Raw genomic sequence first — 21,503 nt, forward strand, 5'->3', positions numbered from 1 at the left:
TATCGATGTGGGGGTGGTCGTGGATGACCGCTTCGTGGATATGTGTCAATCGGCGCCCAGAGCGAGGACGTCTTGGTCGATACGCGCGAATTCATCTGCGTGACGCAGAAAAATCAGGGTCTGTGGATTCTGAGACAGACCGGCAAATAGTCAGGATGCCTCGGCTCGGCATTCGGGTGGATATATCCGCGGTTTCAGTCGGGTCGCCGGCGCACGACGAACTGTATACAACGGGAAATAGAAGATGCTTCGCATGGTGCATCTAGATGACGTGGCGTAGCGTAGAACGGGGCCGTTGAGCTTCGGGTGGGCAACTGCAAGTCTCAAGCTTGCGGTCGAGGGGGTGGATCGATGTCTGTGTTGCGGCGAAGTGTGGTCGTGCATACGAACTTGGCGGGCCACATGTTGCGTGTCGATTTTGCGAGGCGGAGCGAAATCGGCGTTCAAGTCCTCACCATGGGACAGTTGGTTGCGCGTATAGCGGGCGGCTTGCTGCGGCCGGTCGATCCCGACATCCTGCTTGAGACGGCGCGAGCCGCACTTTCTGCGGTCGACATGGCAGAACTCGAGCCGATCAAAGATCTGCCCGGCATGCCTCGCGCGGTCGCTGCCACGCTCGACAAAGTTTGGCGGGCGAACGTGCGGCTCTCCGAGTCTGTTCATCCCCGCCTAACTACATTGGCCCGTCTCGAAGAGGAAATCGTGGGCCGTTTGCCCGCCTCAATGAGGAGGCCTTCGGAGCTTGTCGAGTTGGCGTCGCTGCGCCTCGAGCTTGCGAAGTCCGTGATCGGCCCCGTGGAGATTCACGGCCATAGCGAGATGTCGCCGTGTTGGCGACCGTTTGTTTCGCGGCTGGCCGAAGTCGTTCCGGTGAAGTGGCTGGCGGGGGCGCGACACGTGCCGTCATGGCTGACCGGGACAAAAGTCGTTGTGGAGGCGACCCAAGCCACGGGGACCTCCATTGGGGTGCATTCTTGCGCGAACCAGCAACACGAAGTCATCGAGGCGTTCCGGTGGATACGCTCGTTGCTGGCCGGGGGCACGCCCGCCTCGGACATCGCGATCGTTGCTTCCAGTCCGGGGGACTACGACGACCACGTCCTCGCGCAGGCGTCCGACAGTGCCCTTCCGATTCATTTCGTGCACGGCATGAAGGCTGTTACGGTAGCCGATGGACAGGCCGTCGCCGCGCTCGCGGAAATCCTGTTGAAAGGCATCTCGCAGGAACGCGTGAAGCGATATCTTTCGCTTGTCAGGGGTGCGCCGGCTCTGCACGACCTTTTTCGGGGATGGATCCGTCTCCTACCTTCCGATGCGCCGCTTACGACCTTGGCGAGATGGGAGGGGGCATTCAAACGCGTTGAACCGTCGGATTGGCCCGATGGGCAGAACCGTTCCGCGGAATTGATGGATGTGTTGCGCCTGCTTGAGGGCGGGGTGGACGAAGCCACCGACATCGGAGAGACGTTGCTCGCCGGCACCCAGCGCTCGATATGGAGGAGGGCACTCATGGATGGGCCCGCAGCAGCGCTTCCTGTGACATTGGCACGGTTGCGGGTCGACGACGGGGTTGAACCTGCATCGAATGTCATTTGGACATCGGCCATCGCGCTTGCGTCGTCGCCGCGACCGAACGTCTGGCTCTTGGGTCTGAACGCCGGAAGTTGGCCTCGCCGCATATCGGAGGACCGGCTAATCCCTGATCACGTCCTGCCGATCGAAGAACTGGATCCGCTTCCTGTGGCCGATGGTGACAAGCGCGATTTCGATACGATCGTCGCCAGCGCTTCGAATGTAGTAGCGTCGTTCAGCCGACGCGACGTCGGTGGCCGAATGCTGGGGCGGTCTCCATTGATTTCGACGACGGCAGACGTCCACCTCGACCGCGCCCGCACCCCCGATCATGCTTTCAGCGAGGCGGACCGCTTGCTCGCGCGGCCGCATGAATTCGCCAGCATGCCGGTAGCGGTCTCCGGTCTCGGTTGTTGGCGGGATTGGTATCGCAACGACATCACCCCACATGACGGACTGATCGCGGCGGGACACGAACGGTTGCAGAAACTTTTCGAAAGACCACTGTCGGCCACGTCATTAAAGTTGCTCCTGCGCGACCCGATGCGTTTCGTCTGGCGCTATGCGCTTGGCTGGAAAGCTCCGGAAGATGCCGAAGAACCTCTGTCGTTTAGCGCGCTTCATTTCGGCAACTTGGTCCATGCTTCGCTTCGAGGCGCGGTCGACCAGTTGGAAATCGCCGGGGGATTGGCCAGCGCAGACCAGGCGCAGTTGACAGCAGCCATCGATGCCGCGCTCGCCACCGCCTCCTCAGACTGGGAGAGCGAGTTGCCAATTCCTCCCGCCGTGATCTGGCGGGATGCCACCGAAAGAGCTCGAGCGGTCTCGGTGGCAGCGCTTTCCTATTCGCTTCCTATGTTACCTGGACAACGGACATGGACGGAGATCCCGTTCGGCAAATCTGACGCTGAAGGCGACGACGGGCGGGATCTCCCATGGAAGTCCGATGCGCTCGTGGAAATTCCGGGTACCAAACTCAGGATCGAAGGCCTGATAGATCGCCTTGATCTATCGGAGGACCGTTCGAAAGCACGTGTGATCGACTACAAGACCGGCAAGATGAGCAAGAAGATGTCGGAGACCGTCATCAAAGGGGGAAGCGAACTACAAAGATGCCTCTACGCCTTTGCGGGCAAGATGCTCATCGGAAGCGGCGTATCGATCGAGGCCGCTCTCCTGTTTCCGAAGGCGCCGGAAGATGAGGGGCTGTTTCCGCTAGACGATGTCGATACGGCTCTGACGAAGGTGGCTGCGGCCGCGGCGCTTGCGCATGACATGTTGATGTCCGGTTTCGCAGCGTTCGGCACCGATGCCAAGGATGCCTACAACGATCACGCGCTGGCGCTTCCCGCCAGTGCCGGCTATCTGCCGCGCAAGATACCGCTCGCGCAAGTGCGCCTCGGACAAGCCGCCAACGTCTGGAGTGAGCCATGACCGTGCTTCCCGATATCGAGGCGAGAAAAACTGCGCTGACTGCCGTGAACCGCACGCTGTTGGTCGAGGCAGGAGCAGGCTCCGGCAAGACTTCAGTGATGGCGGGGCGCGTCGCGGTGCTCTTATCGAAGGGCACGGAGCCAAAGCATATCGCGGCCATCACGTTCACGGAGTTCGCTGCAAGCGAGCTTCGGCAGCGCATAGAGCGGTTCACTACCGAACTATCACTCGGCAGGGTGCCGAAAGATCTGCTTCAAGCATTTCCGGACGGTGTGGAAGCAGCGCAAAAGGAAAATCTTTCAAGGGCGCTCGGCGCATTCGACCAATTGATGTGCGGAACGATCCACGGTTTTGCGCAGGCCTTGATCAAACCGTATCCAGCAGAGGCGAATATCGACCCCGGCGCCGACATCGTGGATCCCGCTGAGGCCGAGCTTGCGTTTCAGGAGCGTTACGACGCGTGGCTCAGGTCGCAGCTGTCAGGCGACCACGACGACGGTCTGGTCGCTCAGATCGTACTTTCCGATGTAGATGGCGGACTGAAGTTCGTTGCTGAGGTCGCTCAATTTCTCCGGAAGAACCGCGACGCCACTTGCGCGCAGATAGCCTGGTCCCATCAGGGATTGACCGATCTGACGGCGGCCGTGGGACAGTTCCAACAGGATCTGGCCGGCTATGACTTCCTTGAACCGCAGACTTCGGAATGCTGCAAAGTGCTCGGAGAGATCATCGCGATCTTTCAAGGGCATGGGCTCGCAGTGCCGATTCCAAGCAACGCTGCACTGGTCGCGGCGCTCGGTTTCCACCGGCATGAGACCTGCTTCACACAGGATGGTAAGCGCAGACAGCTTCGCGCCTCCACGAAATGGCAGGAGGCCGCAGCGAAGGCCGGCCGACCAAAGGCAGCCGGGAAGATGGCATCAGAAGCCTTGGTGCTTCGATACGACGCCTGCCATGGGGCAATTTCGACGCTGATTGGAGCCGTATCGAGAGAGCTTCTTCTTCGTCTCTGCAATGAGATGGCACAATTGCGGGAGGACTGGCGCGGCTACAAGCGGGCGGCCGCTTTGCTGGATTTCGACGATCTTCTCTACAAGGCCCGAGACCTTCTCGCCAACGACGCCGAAGTGCGAAACGCTCTTTCCAAGCGCTTCCGCCATGTCCTGGTCGACGAGTTTCAAGACACCGACCCGCTTCAGACCGAGATACTATGGTTGCTCTGCGGCGATGATAGCGCGGGAGAGCCGCTGTCTCGTCCGCTGCGTCCTGGCGCTTTGTTTCTCGTCGGCGATCCGAAGCAGGCCATCTATCGCTTTCGTGGCGCCGACGTGAATGCGTACATCGCCGCACGGGCGGCGATCGCCCCGGGTTCGCTTCTGAAGATCACCGCGAATTTCCGTTCGGTCGAACCCATCCTCGCGTTCGTGAACAAGAAGTTCGAACACGTGCTGTCCGAGAGTGCCGGACAACCTGGCTTTTCGGAACTATCGCCGATCCACCCCGCCAGCGCTGATCCCGCGGTCGTGGCGCTCGACGTGACGGTGAATGAAGAGAAGCCGAGCGCGGGCGCGATGAGAGATGCCGAAGCGCTGGCAGTTGCGGACCTTTGTGGCCGGTTGGCGGGAAACATGATGGTGCGCGATCACCACACGAACGAGCTCAGGAAGTGCCGCTTCGGCGACATCGCTCTCCTGGCACCTGTCGGCACCGAGTTGTGGAGGTTCGAGGAGGCCCTCGAAGATCTCGGCATCCCGGTTTCGACGCAGGCCGGCAAGGGTTTCTTCCGGCGCCAGGAGATCCAGGATCTCGTCGCGCTCACCTGCGCTTTGGCCGATCCGAGGGACAGCCTGGCTCTTGGCGCGTTCTTGCGAGGTCCGATGGTCGGACTTACCGAGACCGAACTTCTGGACATCGCTGAACAGTTGCCGAGCGATCCGGACCAGCCCAACCAGCTGCCTATGCTGTCGCTTCGGACGGATCCGGATCAGATAGCCAACGCGACAGCCAGCAATGCCATACGCATCCTTGCGTTTCTCCGTAACCGGGGTGGCAAGACGACGCCGTATTCGCTCCTTTCCGACGCTGTTGCCGCTTTGCACGTTCGACCTCAATTGCGTCAGCGCTTCAAGGAAGGTACGGAGCGGGCAGTGGCGAACGTGGACCTTTTTCTCGAATTGGCTCGGGCATACGATGTCCGCGGGCTGCGCGCTTTCGCGAGAGACATGAGGGCGAACTGGGAGGAAACCGTTCGACAAGTCGAAGGCCGCCCTGATGCTGAGGAGCAGTCCATTTCGCTGATCACGGTGCATTCTGCCAAGGGTCTGGAATGGTCGGTCGTGATCCCTTTGAATATGACGGGCAAACCCCAATCGGAGAGCGGCTTGGCATACGACAGGTCAAGCAATCGGTTCTCCATACCCGTGCTGGGCAACGATCCTCCCGACTACGACGGCATAAAGTCGAAGAACGTCGTCGAGTCGGCCAGGGAGAGGGTGCGGCTCTGGTACGTCGCGACGACGCGTGCTCGCGATCTCCTGATCCTCCCGCGGCATTCAGCGAAGCTGGCGGAGGACAGCTGGACCCGCATCGTTGAGTTAGGATTGGAGCATTTGCCGGCTTTGGACGGGGCCGCTCTCGGAGCACCTGGTCAAGCGCCGGCGAAGTCTGGGGAGAACCTGCAGACCCGCGAAATATTTGCCGCTGAGGCATCAAGAATTCTCGCCGACAGGAAGGCCGTGACATGGCGCCGTCCAAGTCGGGCGGAGCTTGATCCGCACCAATCTGGTAACGTGGAAGCTGCGGTGGCGAGCGAAGCGGTCGAAATTCCCCCGTCCGTTGTTGTAGGGAGCTCAACCCGAGGCGTCATATTGCATAAGCTGATCGAGGAAATATTGTCCGGAGAGACGCAAGACACGCTCGAACGCTTAGAAATTCGGGCCGGAGAATTGCTGACTCAGATAGGAAGCGGAGCTGCACAAAATACGCAGGCCGGCATCTCGCCCGCCGAACTCTCCGCCACGGTGATGAGGACGCTCGCGCTGTCGGAGATCAAAGAACTGCGGCATCGGTTGGTCGCAGAATTGCCGGTCTTTGGATGCTCGATCACGGTGGATGGTGAAACGCTCATCTCGGGGTTGGCCGACGCTGTCGCTCTAGACGAGAGCGGTGCCATCGACGTGGTAATCGATTGGAAGAGCGATGTTGCGCCCGATGTCGCAGCCCTCGATCACTATCGCCAGCAGATCGGTGACTATCGCAAGCAGATGAACGCCAAGAGGGCTCTCGTGGTTCTCATGACGTCGGGCAAGGTGATCGAAGTCGCGGCCTGACCAGACATCTTCAGTTAACAGCGCGCAATGTCGTCACGCGCCGGTGCGCTTCTTGGCGGTTTCCATTCGGGCCTTCGGGACGACGGCATGCCCCAGCGCAGCATCGCGAGCCGCGGCCGTCGGCTCTATCGCGGATGACCGGTGCCAGGTAGTCCCGAAAGATGCCCGGCATCGAGGGCAGGTTGCCGGTACCGTCCTTGGAGACGGCAAAAAGCTGGCGGACAGCGGGCTGGTTCGTGGTCATCGAATAGAGATTGCAGATGTGGACGGCCCCCCACTTGTCAGTATTGTAGCAGACTTCTGGCCAGATCGCTTGCTATCAGATGTCCGGCCTGTTTGCGCGGACAAAGTCCGCTGGCCGAGATGGTGTTCGCTACGCACGCTCCAAGCACATGGGCGACACTCGTGGTGCCAGTGTAATCTTCGGAAGCTCGCGCGTATCGACCGATCGGTCCTTCCATCTACTGCGTCCTGCAAGTTCGTGGGCAATCCGCCGAGCAACCTTGCTCGCGGGCCGATTTCAGATCAAGTCGGTATGGCGACTACCGGCCGGTTGTACACGCCGCCCGATATCATCAAGCGCCAAGCGATGCGGGCAAACTTGTTGGCCAAGGCCACCGCGACCAACTTCGGCGGCTTTCGCTCCAGCAGCGAAGCGAGCCACGGTGTGGGCTTATGGCGACCCTTTCGGACATGCCTCAGCAGCGCGGTCGCACCGACGATCAACGTCGATCGCAGTGCAGAATCTCCGGCCTTTGTGATGCCGCCGAGTCTTTGCCGACCGCCCGTTGAATGATCCTTGGGCGTCAGTCCGAGCCATGCCGCAAAGTCGCGACCCGATCTGAACGTCTCAGGCGGCGGAGCCTTCATGCTGAGCATCGACGACCCAATCGGACCGATGCCGGGAATTGTCGCAATACGCCTGCTGATGTCATCCTCGCGATGCCACTTCATTAGCTTGGCTTCGATCTTCGCTAGGCGAGCTTGGACCGCGGCATACTCGTCCGCCTGAAGGCGGAAGAGATCCCGCGCCATTTCCGGAAGGCTATCGTCTTCGAGCACACGTTTGATGAGTGCCGCGACGTTCTGCCGGCCGGCGGGGCCGACGATACCAAACTCAGCGGCATAGCTCCTGAAAGCATTGGAGAGCTGCGACTTCACGCTGACCAGGCGTTCCCGCACGGTCATCAACATGCAGGCCGCTTGCCGTTCCTTCGATTTTACCGGTACGAACCGCATGCTAGGTCGGGTGACCGCCTCGCACAGCGCCTCGGCGTCGGCCGCGTCGTTCTTGCCACGCTTCACGTAGGCTTTCACATATTGAGGCGGGATTAGCTTTACCTCGTGTCCAAACGACTGCAGCAGGCGGCCCCAATGGTGCGAGCTGCCGCAAGACTCTATGGCGACGAGAACTGGCGGAAGCCGCTCGAAGTAGCGGATCATCTCGGCTCGCCGAAACTGGCGCCGGACGACCACTACCTCATTCTCATCAACACCGTGAAGCTGGAACACCGACTTCGAAGTATCCATGCCGATACGAATGGGAATATTCACTAGACTTTCCTCTCATCTATCTCTGACGCCGAGAGCGCCATAAAACCGTGGGGATGAGAGGCCGTCCACACCAGCACATGCTATTACGCTCAGATCCCCGCGATGATTGTGCTTGCCCGTCCTCACACCCCGTGAGACGTTCCGTCGACAGCTCTACTGGCACACGGACTTTCCTTGATCGCGGTGTCGGGGAGAGTCGACCGGGTCGATGACAATCCGGCGGCAGAGATGGACTGAAGGTTTATGGGGCGGCGCAAAGGCGGTTCTGCAGCAGGGATGGGTCTGCTCATCGTTCTGGGTCTGATCTTTGCGGCCTTGAGCGCGGTCTATCGATTCATTGTCGAAAATCTGGCGGCGATCACAGGGTTCGGCACCGTCGTGGGATTGCTGCTGATTCTGTGGTATCTATTCTCGAAGCTGGAAGGCCAAAAGTCGTCCGTCGCAGAGCGGCCATTAGCTACTCAACAACCGCAAATCCAGCTTCTCAGCCAGCGCGGATACGTCGAGCCTCTAGTGCAGTTCGGGTCCCGGGCCAGGTCCGCAGGGACGTCCGGCCAGACCAGGTGGGTAGCCCCGACCGAAACGATCATCGTCCAAGGCGTATCCGTTGCCGGAGGGATGTTCTATCTCGGCACCGCCCTTTCTTTCGAGGGACGGGAAATCGACGAATACGTCGTCAATCCCGAGCTTTCGGCCAAGTCATCCAGACCGGACGTCGAGGGCACTTCAATGCCCTACTGGCCGTCCTATGCGGAGGTGGCACCGGCGGCCAGGCGGGCGTTCCTTGAGTGGATGTCGACGGGCAGGCGGGCCAAGCCATATGGAATCGGGCACGTCTTTCTGTATTTCTACGGTCTGGAGCACCGAGTATTTGCGGACCGGGACGTAGGAAACGTGCCCGCTTTGATTGCGGAGGTGGACCAGCTCCTTAGGGTCTACGGCGATAACGGCTCTTTTCATGGTTACGCAACGCACTTCCTCGATCTCGCGCGCTGCGCGGCCGGCTTGCCGCTTCCCGTTCCCGAGCCATCTGCCGACACAGCTTATGCCGCCGAAATGGGTACGGCGGTCCGCCTCCACCTTGGGCGGCGCCTGGCACAATCGGCCGCGATTCTGTCCGAAGACGCGCTGATCTGGGTTCTAGCCTTGCCCGACGTCTATCTCCGGACCGCGGCGGTCCGGTGCTTCGATAAATTCGTGCCCCTGTGGCATCTCCGTTTCCGGAGCAGGTTTCCGGAAGGACTGAGGGTCGCGACGTCAGGCAACATCGACTTGAGCTACCGGGCTGCAAGCGGTGCATTCGAAGTGCCGGTTGATGGGCCCCATCGCGATTATCCGGACGTGACGAAAGTGAAGACTTCTCTCGAACCGTTGAGACAGCTTGTGCAGGAATGTACGGACGAACTCGATGGATTCAGCCGATTGCTAGGCCGACGTCCCGAAGCTCGAAACTCCGTCCAAGCCGCGCTATTGCTTCCGGAGGATCTGTTGGCCGAAACCGTTTTCGAGGCTGTGCGCGAGTTCGGACAGCGGCTCTCGGAGATCATGGGCGGCAAGCAACTCGCCAGCACGAAGATGGATACGGTGCTTCGGTTGGCCAATTTCGAGTTGCCAGACAGCGGCAAGTTGTCGCCCGCGGTCGCCGACCAACTGGGCCAAGTGCTCGATCGCCTCGACATCGCAATCGAACCGGACCGGCGTTACGGGGGAGGGGTCCCGCAGCCGCAAGACCAGGTGTTTCTGTTCAACGCCCCCGGGGGAGGCCCCGTGGATTCGGAGCGGCCCGCTTACCGATCGATGAAGGCGCAGGTCGAAGTTGCAGTGCTGGCGGCTGCGGCGGACGGGGAAGCTTCCGGCGAGGAGATTCAGCGCGTCATCGCCGGCATCAAGGAAGGTGTGGACCTTGGCGGAGTCGAGAGGGCCAGGCTGATCTCGTTCGCCATCACAATTTTCAACAGCCCGCCGAAACAAGCGAGGGTCCTGAAGCGGTTGGCCGACAGAAGCCCTGCAGAGCGCGCAACAATTGCGAAAGCCGCCGTAGCCATCGTCGTCGGCGATGGGACGGTCCAGCCTGACGAGGTCAGGTTTCTTGAGAAGCTCCACAAGGCGCTGGGTCTTCCGAAGGAACAGCTCTACTCCGAACTGCACAAGGCAGTGCCGAGGTCGGACGAGCCGGTCGCGATCTCGATCGAGCAGCGTCAGGCGGGGATTCCCATTCCCAAGGAAGCGCCGGTCCCCACGCCGGACGCCGTCGTACGCATCAGGATCGACGCCGAACGCCTCGCGCGTGCCCAGCGGGAAACGGCAGAAGTCTCCGAGCTCCTGGCTAACATATTCGAGGAGGAGACCCCGCCTCCCGTCGAGACCGTCGCTGCCGTTGCCAATGCATCAGCTTTCGAAGGACTTGACCAGTCGCACACCGAACTGGTCGAACTCATCGAGCTCAAAGGCGCGGTCCCGAAGCTGGAATTCGAGGAGCGGGCCCGCGCGATGAAGCTGCTGGCGGAAGGCGCCCTCGAGCGCATAAACGACTGGGCCTTCGAGCGCTTCGACGAGGCTCTGCTCGAAGACGGTGATGAAATCGTGATGGCACCGCACTTGCGGGAAAGGCTGTCCGAATTGAGAGAGACGGCATGAGCAAGGCGCCCAAGACCATAAAGCCAAAGGAACGGGATACGATCATCCAGGCGCTGAGCGCCGGGGTCGTGCCGCGCCTCGGACTGGCGCACATCCAGGTCGGACGAGCCGCCGAAATCGGGGCGTTGCTGCGCGACGTCGACCGGATCGCCGACGGCGGGGCCGCCGTCAGGTTCGTGATCGGCGAGTACGGCGCCGGCAAGACGTTCTTCGCGAACCTCATCCGGCTGATCGCGCTGGAGCGCAAATGCGTCACCGTGCATGCGGATCTCGCGCCCGACAGGCGCATCCACGCCAGTGGTGGCCAGGCGAGGGCGCTCTATTCGGAGGCCGTCCGGAATATGGCCACGCGGACCAAGCCGGAGGGCGGAGCCCTTGCGGCGATCGTCGAGCGCCTCGTCACCGATGCGGTTAAGGAGGCGGGCGAGCGCCAGGTCTCGGTCGAAAATGTCATCGACGAGAAGCTGGCGCCGATCCAGGAATTCGTCGGCGGCTACGACTTCGCGACGGTCCTGAAGGCCTACTGGCGGGGAAGCGAGACGTCGAACGAAGAGCTCAAGATCGCCGCGCTTCGTTGGCTTCGCGGCGAATTTTCGACGAAGACCGAAGCACGGCAGCTTCTCGGCGTCCGGACAATCATCGACGACGACAGCGTATACGACTCATTGAAGTCGCTCGCTTGTCTGACCAAGATGGCCGGGTACGCCGGGTTGCTCGTCATGTTCGACGAGATGGTCAATATTTACAAACTTCAGAACTCCCAAGCGCGAAACCAGAATTTCGAGCAGATACTTCGCATCGTGAACGACTCCCTGCAGGGCAACACGTCGAACATCGGGTTCATGATGTGCGGAACGCCCGAGTTCCTCATGGACACCAGGCGCGGTCTCTATAGCTACGAGGCACTGCAATCGCGTCTGGCGGAGAACCGTTTCGCGGTGGGAGGCTTAGTCGATCATTCGGGCCCCGTCATGAAGCTGCAAAGCCTCACGCCGGAAGATCTTCTGGTTCTCCTGTCGAATATCCTGATGGTCTTCGCCGCCGGGGACCCGTCGAAGAACCTCGTACCTGACGAGGCGCTGCCGGCGTTCATGGAGCAATGCGACCAGAAGATCGGCGAGGCGTATTTCCGGACACCGCGGACGACCGTGAAGGCCTTCGTGCAAATGCTGTCCGTCCTCGAACAAAATCCAGACGCGAAGTGGCAGGACCTTCTGGGGCAGGTGCAGGTTTCGGCGGACCCGCACGCCGACGAGGAGGCCGCCCCCGAGGGCGATCAGCAGACCGGAGACGGCGATGAGCTCACCAGCCTCCGCATCGGGGCTTGAAGCCGCGTATCACCGGCTTCATCCGAAGATCCGTCGTTGGATTCGTGATCAGGGATGGGACGAGCTCCGCGAAATCCAGGCGCGGACGATCGTCGCCGTGCTCGAAAGCGATCGCGATGTCCTGATCGCGGCGTCCACCGCCGCGGGAAAGACCGAAGCCGCTTTCCTTCCGATATTGACGTCGATCGCCGACCGCAAGGCCTCGGGATTTGCCGTCCTCTACATCAGTCCGCTGAAGGCCCTCATCAACGACCAATTCCGGCGTCTCGAAGAGCTCTCCGAGAGTATGGAGATCCCGGTCGTCAAATGGCATGGCGATGCGCCCCAGTCCGAAAAGAAGAAGGCCATGGCGAAGCCGGACGGCATCGCTCTGATCACACCGGAATCGATCGAGGCGATGCTGGTCCGCCGGCCGGCGGACGCGAGGCGCCTGCTGTCTTCGGCCGAGTTCATCGTGATCGACGAAGTTCATGCGTTCCTGCAGGGGCCGCGTGGGCTCCACGTTGCCAGTCTGCTCCGCCGCATCGATGCGATGTCGGAACGGCCGGCCCGGCGGATCGGACTGTCCGCGACGATCGGCGACCTCGATCAGGCGGCCGCATGGCTTCGACCGACCGATCCGCAGCACGTCGAGCGACTTAAAGCCAAATCGGACGCACCGGAGCTTCGCCTCCAGGTCAGGGGATATATCGAGCCTCCGGATCTTGATGACCCGGACCACGCCGAAGGCGGTGCGGAAGGCGCAGGCGACATGCCTCATCGGATAGCGCTCGACTATATCGCAGACCACCTGTTCGAGAAGCTGCGTGGCGAGAACAATCTCGTCTTCGGTGGATCGCGCCGGACTGTGGAATCCGCCGCCGATCGGCTCCGGCTCAGGTCCGAGAAGTCGAACGTCCCCAATGAATTCTATCCGCATCATGGGAGCCTTTCGAAGGTCCTGCGCGAAGAACTCGAGGAACGCCTGAAAGACGGGAAGCTCCCGACGACGGCGGTCTGCACGTCCACGCTCGAACTCGGGGTCGATATCGGCTCGGTGAAGTCGGTGGCGCAGATAGGCGCGCCGCGGTCCCTGGCTTCGCTGAGGCAGAGGTTGGGGCGCACCGGTAGGCGCCGAGGGACGCCGTCGGTTCTGCGGATCTATCTGAGAGAGCCGGAAATAACGCAGAAGTCCGGCATCATGGACCGGCTCCGACCGAACACGATCAGGTCGGTCGCAGTGGTCCAGCTACTGCTCAAAGAATTCGTCGAGGAGGCGGGTGCAGCTCCGGAAATCGCGTCCACACTGATCCATCAGGTCTTGTCGGTGATCACGGAGCGCGGTGGCATCCGGCCGAAGCCGCTCTTCGATCTGCTGTGCGGTCCCGGCCCATTTTCTTCGGTCGGACCTTCTGACTTCGCGAACCTGCTGCGGCATCTGGCGACCAAGGAGGTCAGGTTCATTGAGCAGGCTCCGGACGGCACTCTGATGCTGGCGCAAGAGGGTGAGAAGACAGTCCAGTCGCGCAGCTTTTTTGCCGTTTTCGAGTCGAGTGAAGAGTGGCGCCTGACGGTCGGGGGCCGAAGTTTGGGGACGCTGCCGATCACGTACCCGGTCCATAAGGACGGCCTCGTCGTGTTCGCCGGGCAGAGATGGATCATCCATGATCTGGATGAGCAAACGAAGACATTGGTGGTTGCGCCCCATCCGGGCGGCGTCGTGCCGCGGTTCGAACCGTCTGCCGGCGAACCCGCCCATGATCGCCTGATCGCCGAGATGCGGGCGGTCTACCTGACAGATGATATCCCGCCTTACCTGGACGAGAAAGCCCAGGAGTTGCTGGCCGAAGGAAGGACGACCTTCCGGCTATTGCGCCTCGACCACCGCTCGCTCGTCTCCGAGGACCGCGACATGCACGTATTCCTTTGGAAAGGATCGCAAGTGACTGCCGTTTTCAGCGCGGCCCTTGCGATGGCGGGTCTCGCGTCCGGAGTTCACGATCTGGGCGTGTCGGTCTCCAAGATAAAGGAGTTGGAGTTGCGGCCTATCTTGGCGACGCTCGCGCAGATGCACGAATTGGACCCCGCTGACGTCGCGGATTTCGTTGCCAACATCAAGGTCGGAAAATTCCGCGAGGCCGTACCAGATGACCTCGCGCGAGGATTGTGGGCGCAGCAGAACCGGAAGGCGATTTTGGCGGTCGCGCCATGTGCAGGCCTTCTAGCGTGAAGACACCCGAGCCCCATCAAGGCATGGGGTTGAAACTTGCCTTGGACGCCAGAGGGGCAGCCTCTGCTTGGCGGACCGGCTGCGTGATGGTCACTCTGAAATCGCTTTCGACCTTCGGCATCCTGCCAGCCATGGATCCGGCCAAAGTCCCGGAGGAGTTCAGGGAACCAGTCCACCAAGCGATCGAGCGCGCGCTCGACGCAGCATTCCGAGAGAGCCCGATATCCGTCATCGACCACTGTCGGAACGCCATGACGGTCTTGGTGTCACGCTGGCCGGTAGCTAATGGCCATCACCGATCGATCATGGCGGACGACCTCGCTAAAGCGGGTTCGCTGATTTCCGATTCAGGACGGGATTCACAAATCACGCGAATAATGCGAGTCCTATGTCGCGATAGCGAGGGGGGCGAAGCATGGCGCGAGCCTACAGCCAGGATTTGCGTGATCGTGTACGGTAGCGCCCCGAAAGGCGAGCGGCTTCGCGCCGGCGTTCCTCACGGCCAATGGAAAACGACGACCTTCATCGGCGCGCTGCGACAGAGCGGAATGGTCGCGCCGATGGTCCTCGACGGGCCGATCAACGGCGTCTGGTTCCATGCCTACATCGAGCAGGTCCTGGTTCCCGAACTGCGGCCCGGCGACATCGTTATCATGGACAATCTCGGCAGCCATAAGGGCGCCGGCGTGCGCGCTTCTTTCGCAGATGCAGGCGGAACGCGCTTCCGCGAGGTCAATGGCTTCCTCAACCTTCGCCTCGGCGGCGGGGGAAAGCGCGCCGCTCGCGCCGCTCTCGAGGACGATTACCGCGTCTGAGATCTCAGAAGAGGCCGCGAAGGATTGGCTCACGCGGAGAGCCGGCGAGCGTGGCGCCAAGGGGGGCGAGGGTAGCGCAGGACAGGCCTCTCGTCGGCAAAAAGGGGGCTTCTGAGCAGCTTTTGGATGCGTACCCGGAGACGCGGTTGATCGTCTCCGGCCGTGCGGCCCGACCGAGACGACCATGTCCCTCGGAGTGCCCGGACAGGCTGATCAAGCAGCGATGACGGCTTAGCTTCCTATCGCTCCCGAACCACGGAAAATAGAAACGAGGCCACCTTGAGCGTCCGTCGGCCAAGGAGGCATGGGGTTGAAACTTTCCTTGGCGCCTTTGCCTGGCGGATCATCTAGACTGAGGTCGTCGCCAGCGGTGATGATCACTCTAGCGTCGCGGAGTTTTGCGCGGTCCCGCATTTGGATCGCAAGGTCCACTTACCGCGAGAAGCCGCGCGATCGCGAGGGCGAGGCATCTGAACGGCCTCGCCCGGCTGCGAAACAGGCTGCCGCCTATACGCCAGTGACAAATTTCAGTCTGGACCTCATGCAGCGCCAGTGACGAATTGAAGTCTCGGAACAGCAGTGGATCTCTACGGCGCAAAGGCGCAAGAGCTGCCGGCGCACCGAAAGGTCAATCGGATCAATAGAGCCGGTGACAAAATCAACCCCAGCCTCAGTGACAAAATCAAACGCGAACGACAGACCTCGTGCCGTGTCGCGGACTGACTGTGATAGAATTCGCATAAGGTATATTATGGAATATAATCCGACAGTGGTTCGTTTGACATATAAAGTAATAAAATCAGATGCTTATGCGCCGGAATAGAATTGCTCACTCAGATTTGGCGCGGTCCAAACAGTATAATGGCGGCTCCTAGCAGGCAGATTGCCGCGCCGGTGAGATCCCACCTGTCTGGTCGCAGGCCCTCCACAGACCAGAGCCAGCCAAGCGATGCGATTATGTAAACACCGCCGTAAGCCGCGTATGCGCGGCCAGCAGCTTCGCTATCGACCAATGTCAGCAGATACGCGAACAGCGCCAAGGAAACCATTCCCGGCGCGAGCCACCAGACCGACTTTCCAAGACGCAACCAGGCCCAGAATGCGAAGCAACCGGCGATTTCCGCAACGGCGGCACCAACGTACGCAGCAGATGTTATCACTCTGATCTTTCTTGTCAGGCCAAGGGTTACATGTGATCGGGTTGACCCTTGTCGCGGCGTTTCCACGGATTTCAATTGGGGTCTGAAATAACAAGGAGTTGGTTAGTCCTCGACCTCCATTTTCTTACGTGGATAGAGTAAAATACCAAAAGTCCTTCGCAAGATTTTGAAGGGTAACGGATATGGTAGAAAATCAATACCATGACGGTTTGGACAAAAACTCCGCCAACTTCATACCGCTGTCGCCGCTGAGCTTCCTTGAACGAAGCGCTGTGGTGTATCCCGGCCTGCCGAGCGCGGTTTACGAAGGGCGCGTCTTTACCTGGGCTGAGACCTATGAGCGCTGCCGGCGCTTCGCGTCGTTCCTGAGCAGTCGCGGAGTTAAGCGCGGCGATACCGTCGCGGCGATGCTGCCAAACATCCCGGCAATGAACGAGGTGCATTTCGCCGTGCCGATGACGGGCGCCGTTCTCAACGCGCTCAATATCCGCCTCGAGGCGGCCTCCCTCGCCTTCATGCTGGATCACGGCGGCGCCAAGGTCATTCTGGTCGACCCTGAATTCTCCGGCGTTATCGCTGAGGCGCTGGCGCTGATGACCTGCCCGAAACCCTTTGTGATCGACGTGGACGACGCGGCCTTTTCAGGCGGCGAGCGCATCGGCGCGATCGAATACGAGGCGGCTGTCGCCGCGGGCGATCCGGGTTTCGTTGCCGTTTTCCCGCAGGACGAATGGGACGCGATCGCGCTGAGCTACACCTCCGGCACCACGGGCAATCCGAAGGGAGTCGTCACCCATCACCGCGGCGCCTACCTCAATGCCATCAGCAACGTTCTGGCCGGCGGATTGGGACAGCATCCCTCCTATCTCTGGACCCTGCCCATGTTTCACTGCAATGGCTGGTGCTTCCCGTGGGCGATTGCCGCGACGGCGGGCGTGAACGTCTGCCTGCGCAAGGTCGACCCCGTCAGGATTTTCGAGCTGATTCAGAAACACGGCGTCACCCACATGTGCGGCGCTCCGATCGTCTACAACACCCTGATCAACGCGCCCGGCGCGCCCAAGGGCAATGCTGCCCGCCCGATCGTCGGGCTGATCGCCGGCGCCGCGCCGCCCGTCGCCGTGCTTGAGGGCGCGGAAAGCATCGGCATCAAGCTGACCCATGTCTACGGGCTGACGGAGACCTACGGCCCCGCCTCGGTCTGCGCCGAACAGCCGGGCTGGGGCGCCCTTCCCGCCGACCAGCGCGCGCAACTTAAGCGGCGCCAGGGCGTGTGCTATCCGTTGCAGGAAGCGATCACGGTCCTCGATCCCGAAACGATGCGCGAGGTGCCGCGCGACGGCGAGACCATCGGCGAGGTCATGTTCCGCGGCAACATCGTGATGAAGGGCTATCTCAAGAACGAGACGGCGACCAACGAGGCCTTTGCCGGCGGCTGGTTTCATACCGGCGATCTCGGAGTGCTCGATGAGCAGGGCTACGTCATCATCAAGGATCGCTCCAAGGACATCATCATTTCCGGCGGCGAAAACATCTCCTCGGTCGAGGTCGAGGACATCCTTTACAAGCACCCGGCCGTGCTGCTCGCCGCCGTCGTCGCCAAGCCCGACGCCAAGTGGGGCGAGGTGCCTTGCGCCTTCGTCGAACTGAAGGACGGTGCACGCGCCACCGAGGCGGAGATCATCGCCCATTGCCGCGAGCGAATGCCGGGATTCAAGACGCCGAAGGCCGTGGTGTTCGGGACGATTCCGAAGACCTCGACCGGCAAGATCCAGAAGTTCCTGCTGCGCAATCAGGTCAATTCGGCGAAGGCGATCTCGGCGTGATCCGTCAAGCTGGATCGATCTCCAGCCGCATCCCGTCGTAGGCGGGTACGACATTTGCCGGCAGCTCGTGACGCAGCGTCTCGTAGTCCAGGTCGGAGTGCATGTTGGTAATGACGGCGCGCTTCGGCTTGAAGCGGTCGATCCACGACAACGCATCTGCAACGCTGAAATGGCTGGGGTGTTGCTTGTAGCGCAGACCGTCGACGATCCACAGATCGAGGTTTTCAAGCGCCGGCCAGCTTTCATGCGGAATATCATGCAAATCGGGCGTATAGGCAGCGTTGCCGATCCGATAGCCCAGCGCCGGAATGCTGCCGTGCTGTACGAGGAAGGCCGACAGTGTGAGCGCGCCGCCCTTGCCGTCGATGATTTGGCTTTCGCCAGCTTCGATCGCGCGTTGCTCCAGGATCGGAGGATAGAAGCTGCCTTCGGGCGATTCGAAGCAATACGAGAATCGCTGCATGACATCCGCAGCAGTGGATCGATTGAGATACACCGGGATCCGCCGGTGTTGATACAAGACGACCGAACGCAGATCGTCGATCCCGTGGGTCTGGTCGGCGTGTTCGTGGGTGAGAAACACCGCATCGATGTGATCGACATTGGCGTCGATCAACTGCTCGCGCAGGTCGGGCGAGGTGTCGATCACAACACGCGTGGTCCCCTGCTCCGACGTGCGCTCGACCATCAGCGAACAGCGGCGGCGGCGGTTCTTCGGATTTTTCGGATCGCAGGCGCCCCAGCCCAGCGCCGGACGTGGCACGCCGGCGGACGATCCGCAACCCAAGACGGTCAGCGTCACCGTCATGCGGACGTTTCCACAGGCGGCACCTTGGAGAACAGCCGGAAGAAATTCTCCGTGGTCTGCCGTGAAATCTCCTCAACGGAGACGCCGCGCGTATCGGCCAGCACCTTCGCGGTCTCGACGACGTAAGACGGCTCGTTGCGCTTGCCGCGAAATTTGCCGGGCGCAAGATATGGCGCGTCGGTCTCGACGAGAATGCGGTCCTTGGGCAATTCGGCGGCGAGCGCGCGCAACGCATCGGATTTCTTGAAGGTCAGAATTCCGGTGAAGCCGATATACAGTCCAAGCGCGACCACCTTCATCGCGAGCTCACGGCCGCCGGTGTAGCAATGCAGCACCGCGCGGAACGCACCCTTCGCCATTTCCTCCTCGAGGATATGGCCGCAATCCTCATCCGCCTCGCGGGTGTGGATCACTAGCGGCAAACCGGTGGCGCGAGCGGCGGCGATGTGGGTGTGGAATCCCCGCGCCTGCGCGTCGCGAGAGCCGTGCTCGTAGAAATAATCCAGTCCCGCCTCGCCCAGCGCGACGACCTTTGGATTTTTCGTCAGCGCGATCAGCTCACTCGCAGTAACGCCATCCTCTTCATCGGCGTGATGCGGATGGGTACCGACCGAACAGTAGACATTTTGGAAGCGTTCCGCGATCGCGAGCAGTTTCGCCTGCTCTCTCACCCGGGTCGAGATCGTCACCATGCGGCTGACGCCCGCCGCTTCCGCGCGCGAAACGATTCCGTCGAGATCATCGGCGAAATCCGGAAAATCGAGGTGGCAGTGACTGTCGACAAGCATCGGCGGTTATCGGTTCAGGCCACGGACGGTTCGACATAGCGCGGGAACACGGGGACGGGTGGCGGCAACGTCGTGCCCGGCTTGATGCGGACGTGACCGCCAAGCATCGCGAAATTTCGCTCAGAGGCGGGAATGCCGAGGAGGTCGAGCATCGTCGCGCATGACGCAGGCATCGCGGGCTGTGCCAGGATCGCGATCTGGCGTACCACTTCAGCGGCGACATACAGCACCGTCTTCTGCCGCGCCGGATCGGTCTTGGCCAGGACCCAAGGCGCTTCGCCCGCAAAATAGCGGTTGGCTTCGGCGACGACGGCCCAGACCGCATTGAGCGCCTGATGAATCTGCTGCGTATTCATCGCCTCGCGCGCGACCGCGATCATACCGTCCGCCTGCGCGAGGATGGCTTTGTCGTTGTCGCTGAAGTCACCGGGCTCCGGTAGTGCGCCGTCGTGTTGCTTGGCGATCATCGACAGCGAGCGCTGCGCAAGGTTGCCGAAGTCGTTGGCGAGGTCGGCATTGATGCGCGCCACGATAGCCTCGTGGTTGTAGCTGCCGTCCTGCCCGAACGGCACCTCGCGCAGGAAGAAGTAGCGCACCTGATCGACGCCGTATTGCGCGGCGAGGTTGAAGGGATCGACGACGTTGCCGACCGACTTCGACATCTTCTCGCCGCGGTTGAACAGGAAGCCGTGAGCATAGACCCGCTTCTGCAACGGGATGCCCGCCGACATCAGGAAGGCCGGCCAGTAAACGGCGTGAAAGCGAATGATGTCCTTGCCGATGATGTGGAGGTCGGCCGGCCAGTAGCGCCAGTCCTTGTCGTTTTCGTCCGGAAAACCGACACCGGTGATGTAGTTGGTCAGCGCATCGACCCAGACGTACATGACGTGCTCGGGATCGTCGGGCACCTTGACGCCCCAGTCGAAGGTGGTGCGCGAGATCGACAGATCCTTGAGGCCGCCCTTCACAAAACTGATGACTTCATTGCGGCGGGAATCCGGGCCTATGAAGTCCGGCTGGCTTTCGTACAGCGCGAGCAGCCTGTCCTGATAGGCCGACAGTTTGAAGAAATAGCTCTTCTCCTCGACCCACTCTACCGGCGTGCCCTGCGGGCCACGTCGCACGTTGTCCTCGCCAACGACGGTCTCGTCCTCCGCGTAATAGGCTTCGTCGCGCACCGAATACCAGCCGGCGTAACTCGACAGGTAGATGTCGCCATTCGCCGCCATGCGTTTCCAAATTTCCTGGACCGAATGGTGATGTGCGGGTTCCGAGGTGCGGATGAACCGGTTGAACGAAATGTTCAGCGTCTCATCGAGCTTCCGCAGTAGCTCGGCGTTTCGCGTAGCGAGTTCAAGCGCGGATATATTTTCCTTCTGCGCGGTCTGCACCATCTTCTGGCCGTGCTCGTCGGTGCCGGTCAGAAAGAACACGTCCTTGCCGTCGAGTCGCTGGAAGCGCGCCAGCACGTCCGTGGCAATCGCCTCATAGGCGTGCCCGATATGCGGTGCGCCGTTCGGATAAACGATCGCCGTCGTGATGTAGAAAGTGTTGGTGCGGGCCGGCGTGACGCTCGAAGGCGTCGGCGGCGCGGTCGTGCCGGGCCGACGTGACGTTGCGGACTTCGCCGGACGCTTTGCTGCGGATCGCTTCGGCGCAGCCTTTTTCGCAGTGACCTTGTTCGTCGCCGCTTTTTTCGGAATTTTTTTTGTAGCTGGCTGTTTTTTGGCCGCTCGCTTCGCCGCCTTCTTTACTGTCTTTTTGGCTTTCTTCGGTACGCGCGCTTTTGTTGTCTTTTTGGTCTTCTTCGGGGCGCGCGCTTTTGTCGTCGTCTTCGTGCTCGTCTTTTTTGTGCGTTTGCCGGTCTTTCGGGCGCTCGCCTTCTTGCTGCGCTTCTTCACAATAGAGGCGCGATCGGTGGCGGCGTGGCGCGATTTGCGTGCCTTGCTTGCACGGGACTTTTTGGCCGGTTTCTTCTTAGCGGGAGCCACCACGAATTCCTTATGGGTCAGGCTGGATGTCGAGAACGATCATGGGCGGAGC

11 protein-coding genes and 1 pseudogene are annotated in these 21,503 nt (G+C 61.1%); 7 read left to right on the forward strand and 5 right to left on the reverse strand.

The annotated features are described in order from the left end of the window. Positions 1-351 precede the first annotated feature (351 nt). Positions 352-3,006: a PD-(D/E)XK nuclease family protein gene (locus NHAM_RS10170; RefSeq protein ID WP_011510475.1), complete on the forward strand. Its 2,655-nt coding sequence runs from the start codon at positions 352-354 to the stop codon at positions 3,004-3,006. Continuing rightward, entirely contained in the window at positions 3,003-6,335 is a 3,333-nt protein-coding gene (locus NHAM_RS10175) for a UvrD-helicase domain-containing protein (protein WP_011510476.1), read from the forward strand. The genes NHAM_RS10170 and NHAM_RS10175 overlap by 4 nt, the downstream gene beginning before the upstream one ends. A gap of 525 nt (positions 6,336-6,860) precedes the next feature. Here the strand turns inward: NHAM_RS10175 and NHAM_RS10180 are convergent. Then, positions 6,861-7,865, reverse strand: coding sequence for an IS110 family transposase (locus NHAM_RS10180; protein ID WP_041357943.1), 1,005 nt, complete (start codon positions 7,863-7,865; stop codon positions 6,861-6,863). Between the two features lie 300 nt (positions 7,866-8,165). Between NHAM_RS10180 and NHAM_RS10185 the strand changes: the two genes are divergently transcribed. The 4 genes and pseudogenes from NHAM_RS10185 to NHAM_RS10200 all read left to right on the forward strand — a co-directional run. Further along, on the forward strand, positions 8,166-10,526 hold the full coding sequence (locus NHAM_RS10185) for a TerB N-terminal domain-containing protein (protein ID WP_245269868.1): 2,361 nt from the start codon (positions 8,166-8,168) through the stop codon (positions 10,524-10,526). Further along, positions 10,523-11,854 (forward strand): ATP-binding protein, encoded by a 1,332-nt coding sequence (locus tag NHAM_RS10190; protein ID WP_011510480.1) that lies wholly within the window; start codon positions 10,523-10,525, stop codon positions 11,852-11,854. Before NHAM_RS10185 ends, NHAM_RS10190 begins: the two co-directional genes overlap by 4 nt. Then, the gene (locus NHAM_RS10195; protein WP_011510481.1) at positions 11,823-14,063 is read left to right on the forward strand and encodes a DEAD/DEAH box helicase; all 2,241 of its coding nucleotides are present in this window, start codon (positions 11,823-11,825) and stop codon (positions 14,061-14,063) included. Before NHAM_RS10190 ends, NHAM_RS10195 begins: the two co-directional genes overlap by 32 nt. 455 nt (positions 14,064-14,518) lie before the next feature. Next, positions 14,519-14,776, forward strand: a pseudogene (locus NHAM_RS10200) (transposase); the annotation flags it as partial. Positions 14,777-15,711: 935 nt separating this feature from the next. On the opposite strand, the gene NHAM_RS10205 reads toward NHAM_RS10200, so the two are convergent. Continuing rightward, entirely contained in the window at positions 15,712-16,038 is a 327-nt protein-coding gene (locus tag NHAM_RS10205; RefSeq protein ID WP_041357945.1) for a YnfA family protein, read from the reverse strand. A gap of 182 nt (positions 16,039-16,220) precedes the next feature. Between NHAM_RS10205 and NHAM_RS10210 the strand changes: the two genes are divergently transcribed. Further along, the gene (locus NHAM_RS10210; protein ID WP_011510484.1) at positions 16,221-17,864 is read left to right on the forward strand and encodes an acyl-CoA synthetase; all 1,644 of its coding nucleotides are present in this window, start codon (positions 16,221-16,223) and stop codon (positions 17,862-17,864) included. Between the two features lie 4 nt (positions 17,865-17,868). Here NHAM_RS10210 and NHAM_RS10215 read toward each other — a convergent pair whose 3' ends face one another. From NHAM_RS10215 to metG, 3 genes are read right to left on the reverse strand one after another with little or no spacing between them, the layout of a single operon-like run. Beyond that, positions 17,869-18,672 carry an MBL fold metallo-hydrolase gene (locus NHAM_RS10215; protein WP_011510485.1) on the reverse strand — a complete coding sequence of 268 codons (804 nt, stop codon included), beginning with the start codon at positions 18,670-18,672 and terminating at the stop codon, positions 17,869-17,871. After that, positions 18,669-19,460, reverse strand: coding sequence for a TatD family hydrolase (locus NHAM_RS10220; RefSeq protein WP_011510486.1), 792 nt, complete (start codon positions 19,458-19,460; stop codon positions 18,669-18,671). Before NHAM_RS10220 ends, NHAM_RS10215 begins: the two co-directional genes overlap by 4 nt. A gap of 14 nt (positions 19,461-19,474) precedes the next feature. Next, entirely contained in the window at positions 19,475-21,451 is a 1,977-nt protein-coding gene (metG, locus tag NHAM_RS10225) for a methionine--tRNA ligase (RefSeq protein WP_157043593.1), read from the reverse strand. Positions 21,452-21,503 lie beyond the last annotated feature (52 nt).

Origin of the sequence: Nitrobacter hamburgensis X14, from assembly GCF_000013885.1 — a bacterium.
In the GTDB taxonomy this organism is placed as follows: Bacteria; Pseudomonadota; Alphaproteobacteria; order Rhizobiales; family Xanthobacteraceae; genus Nitrobacter; species Nitrobacter hamburgensis.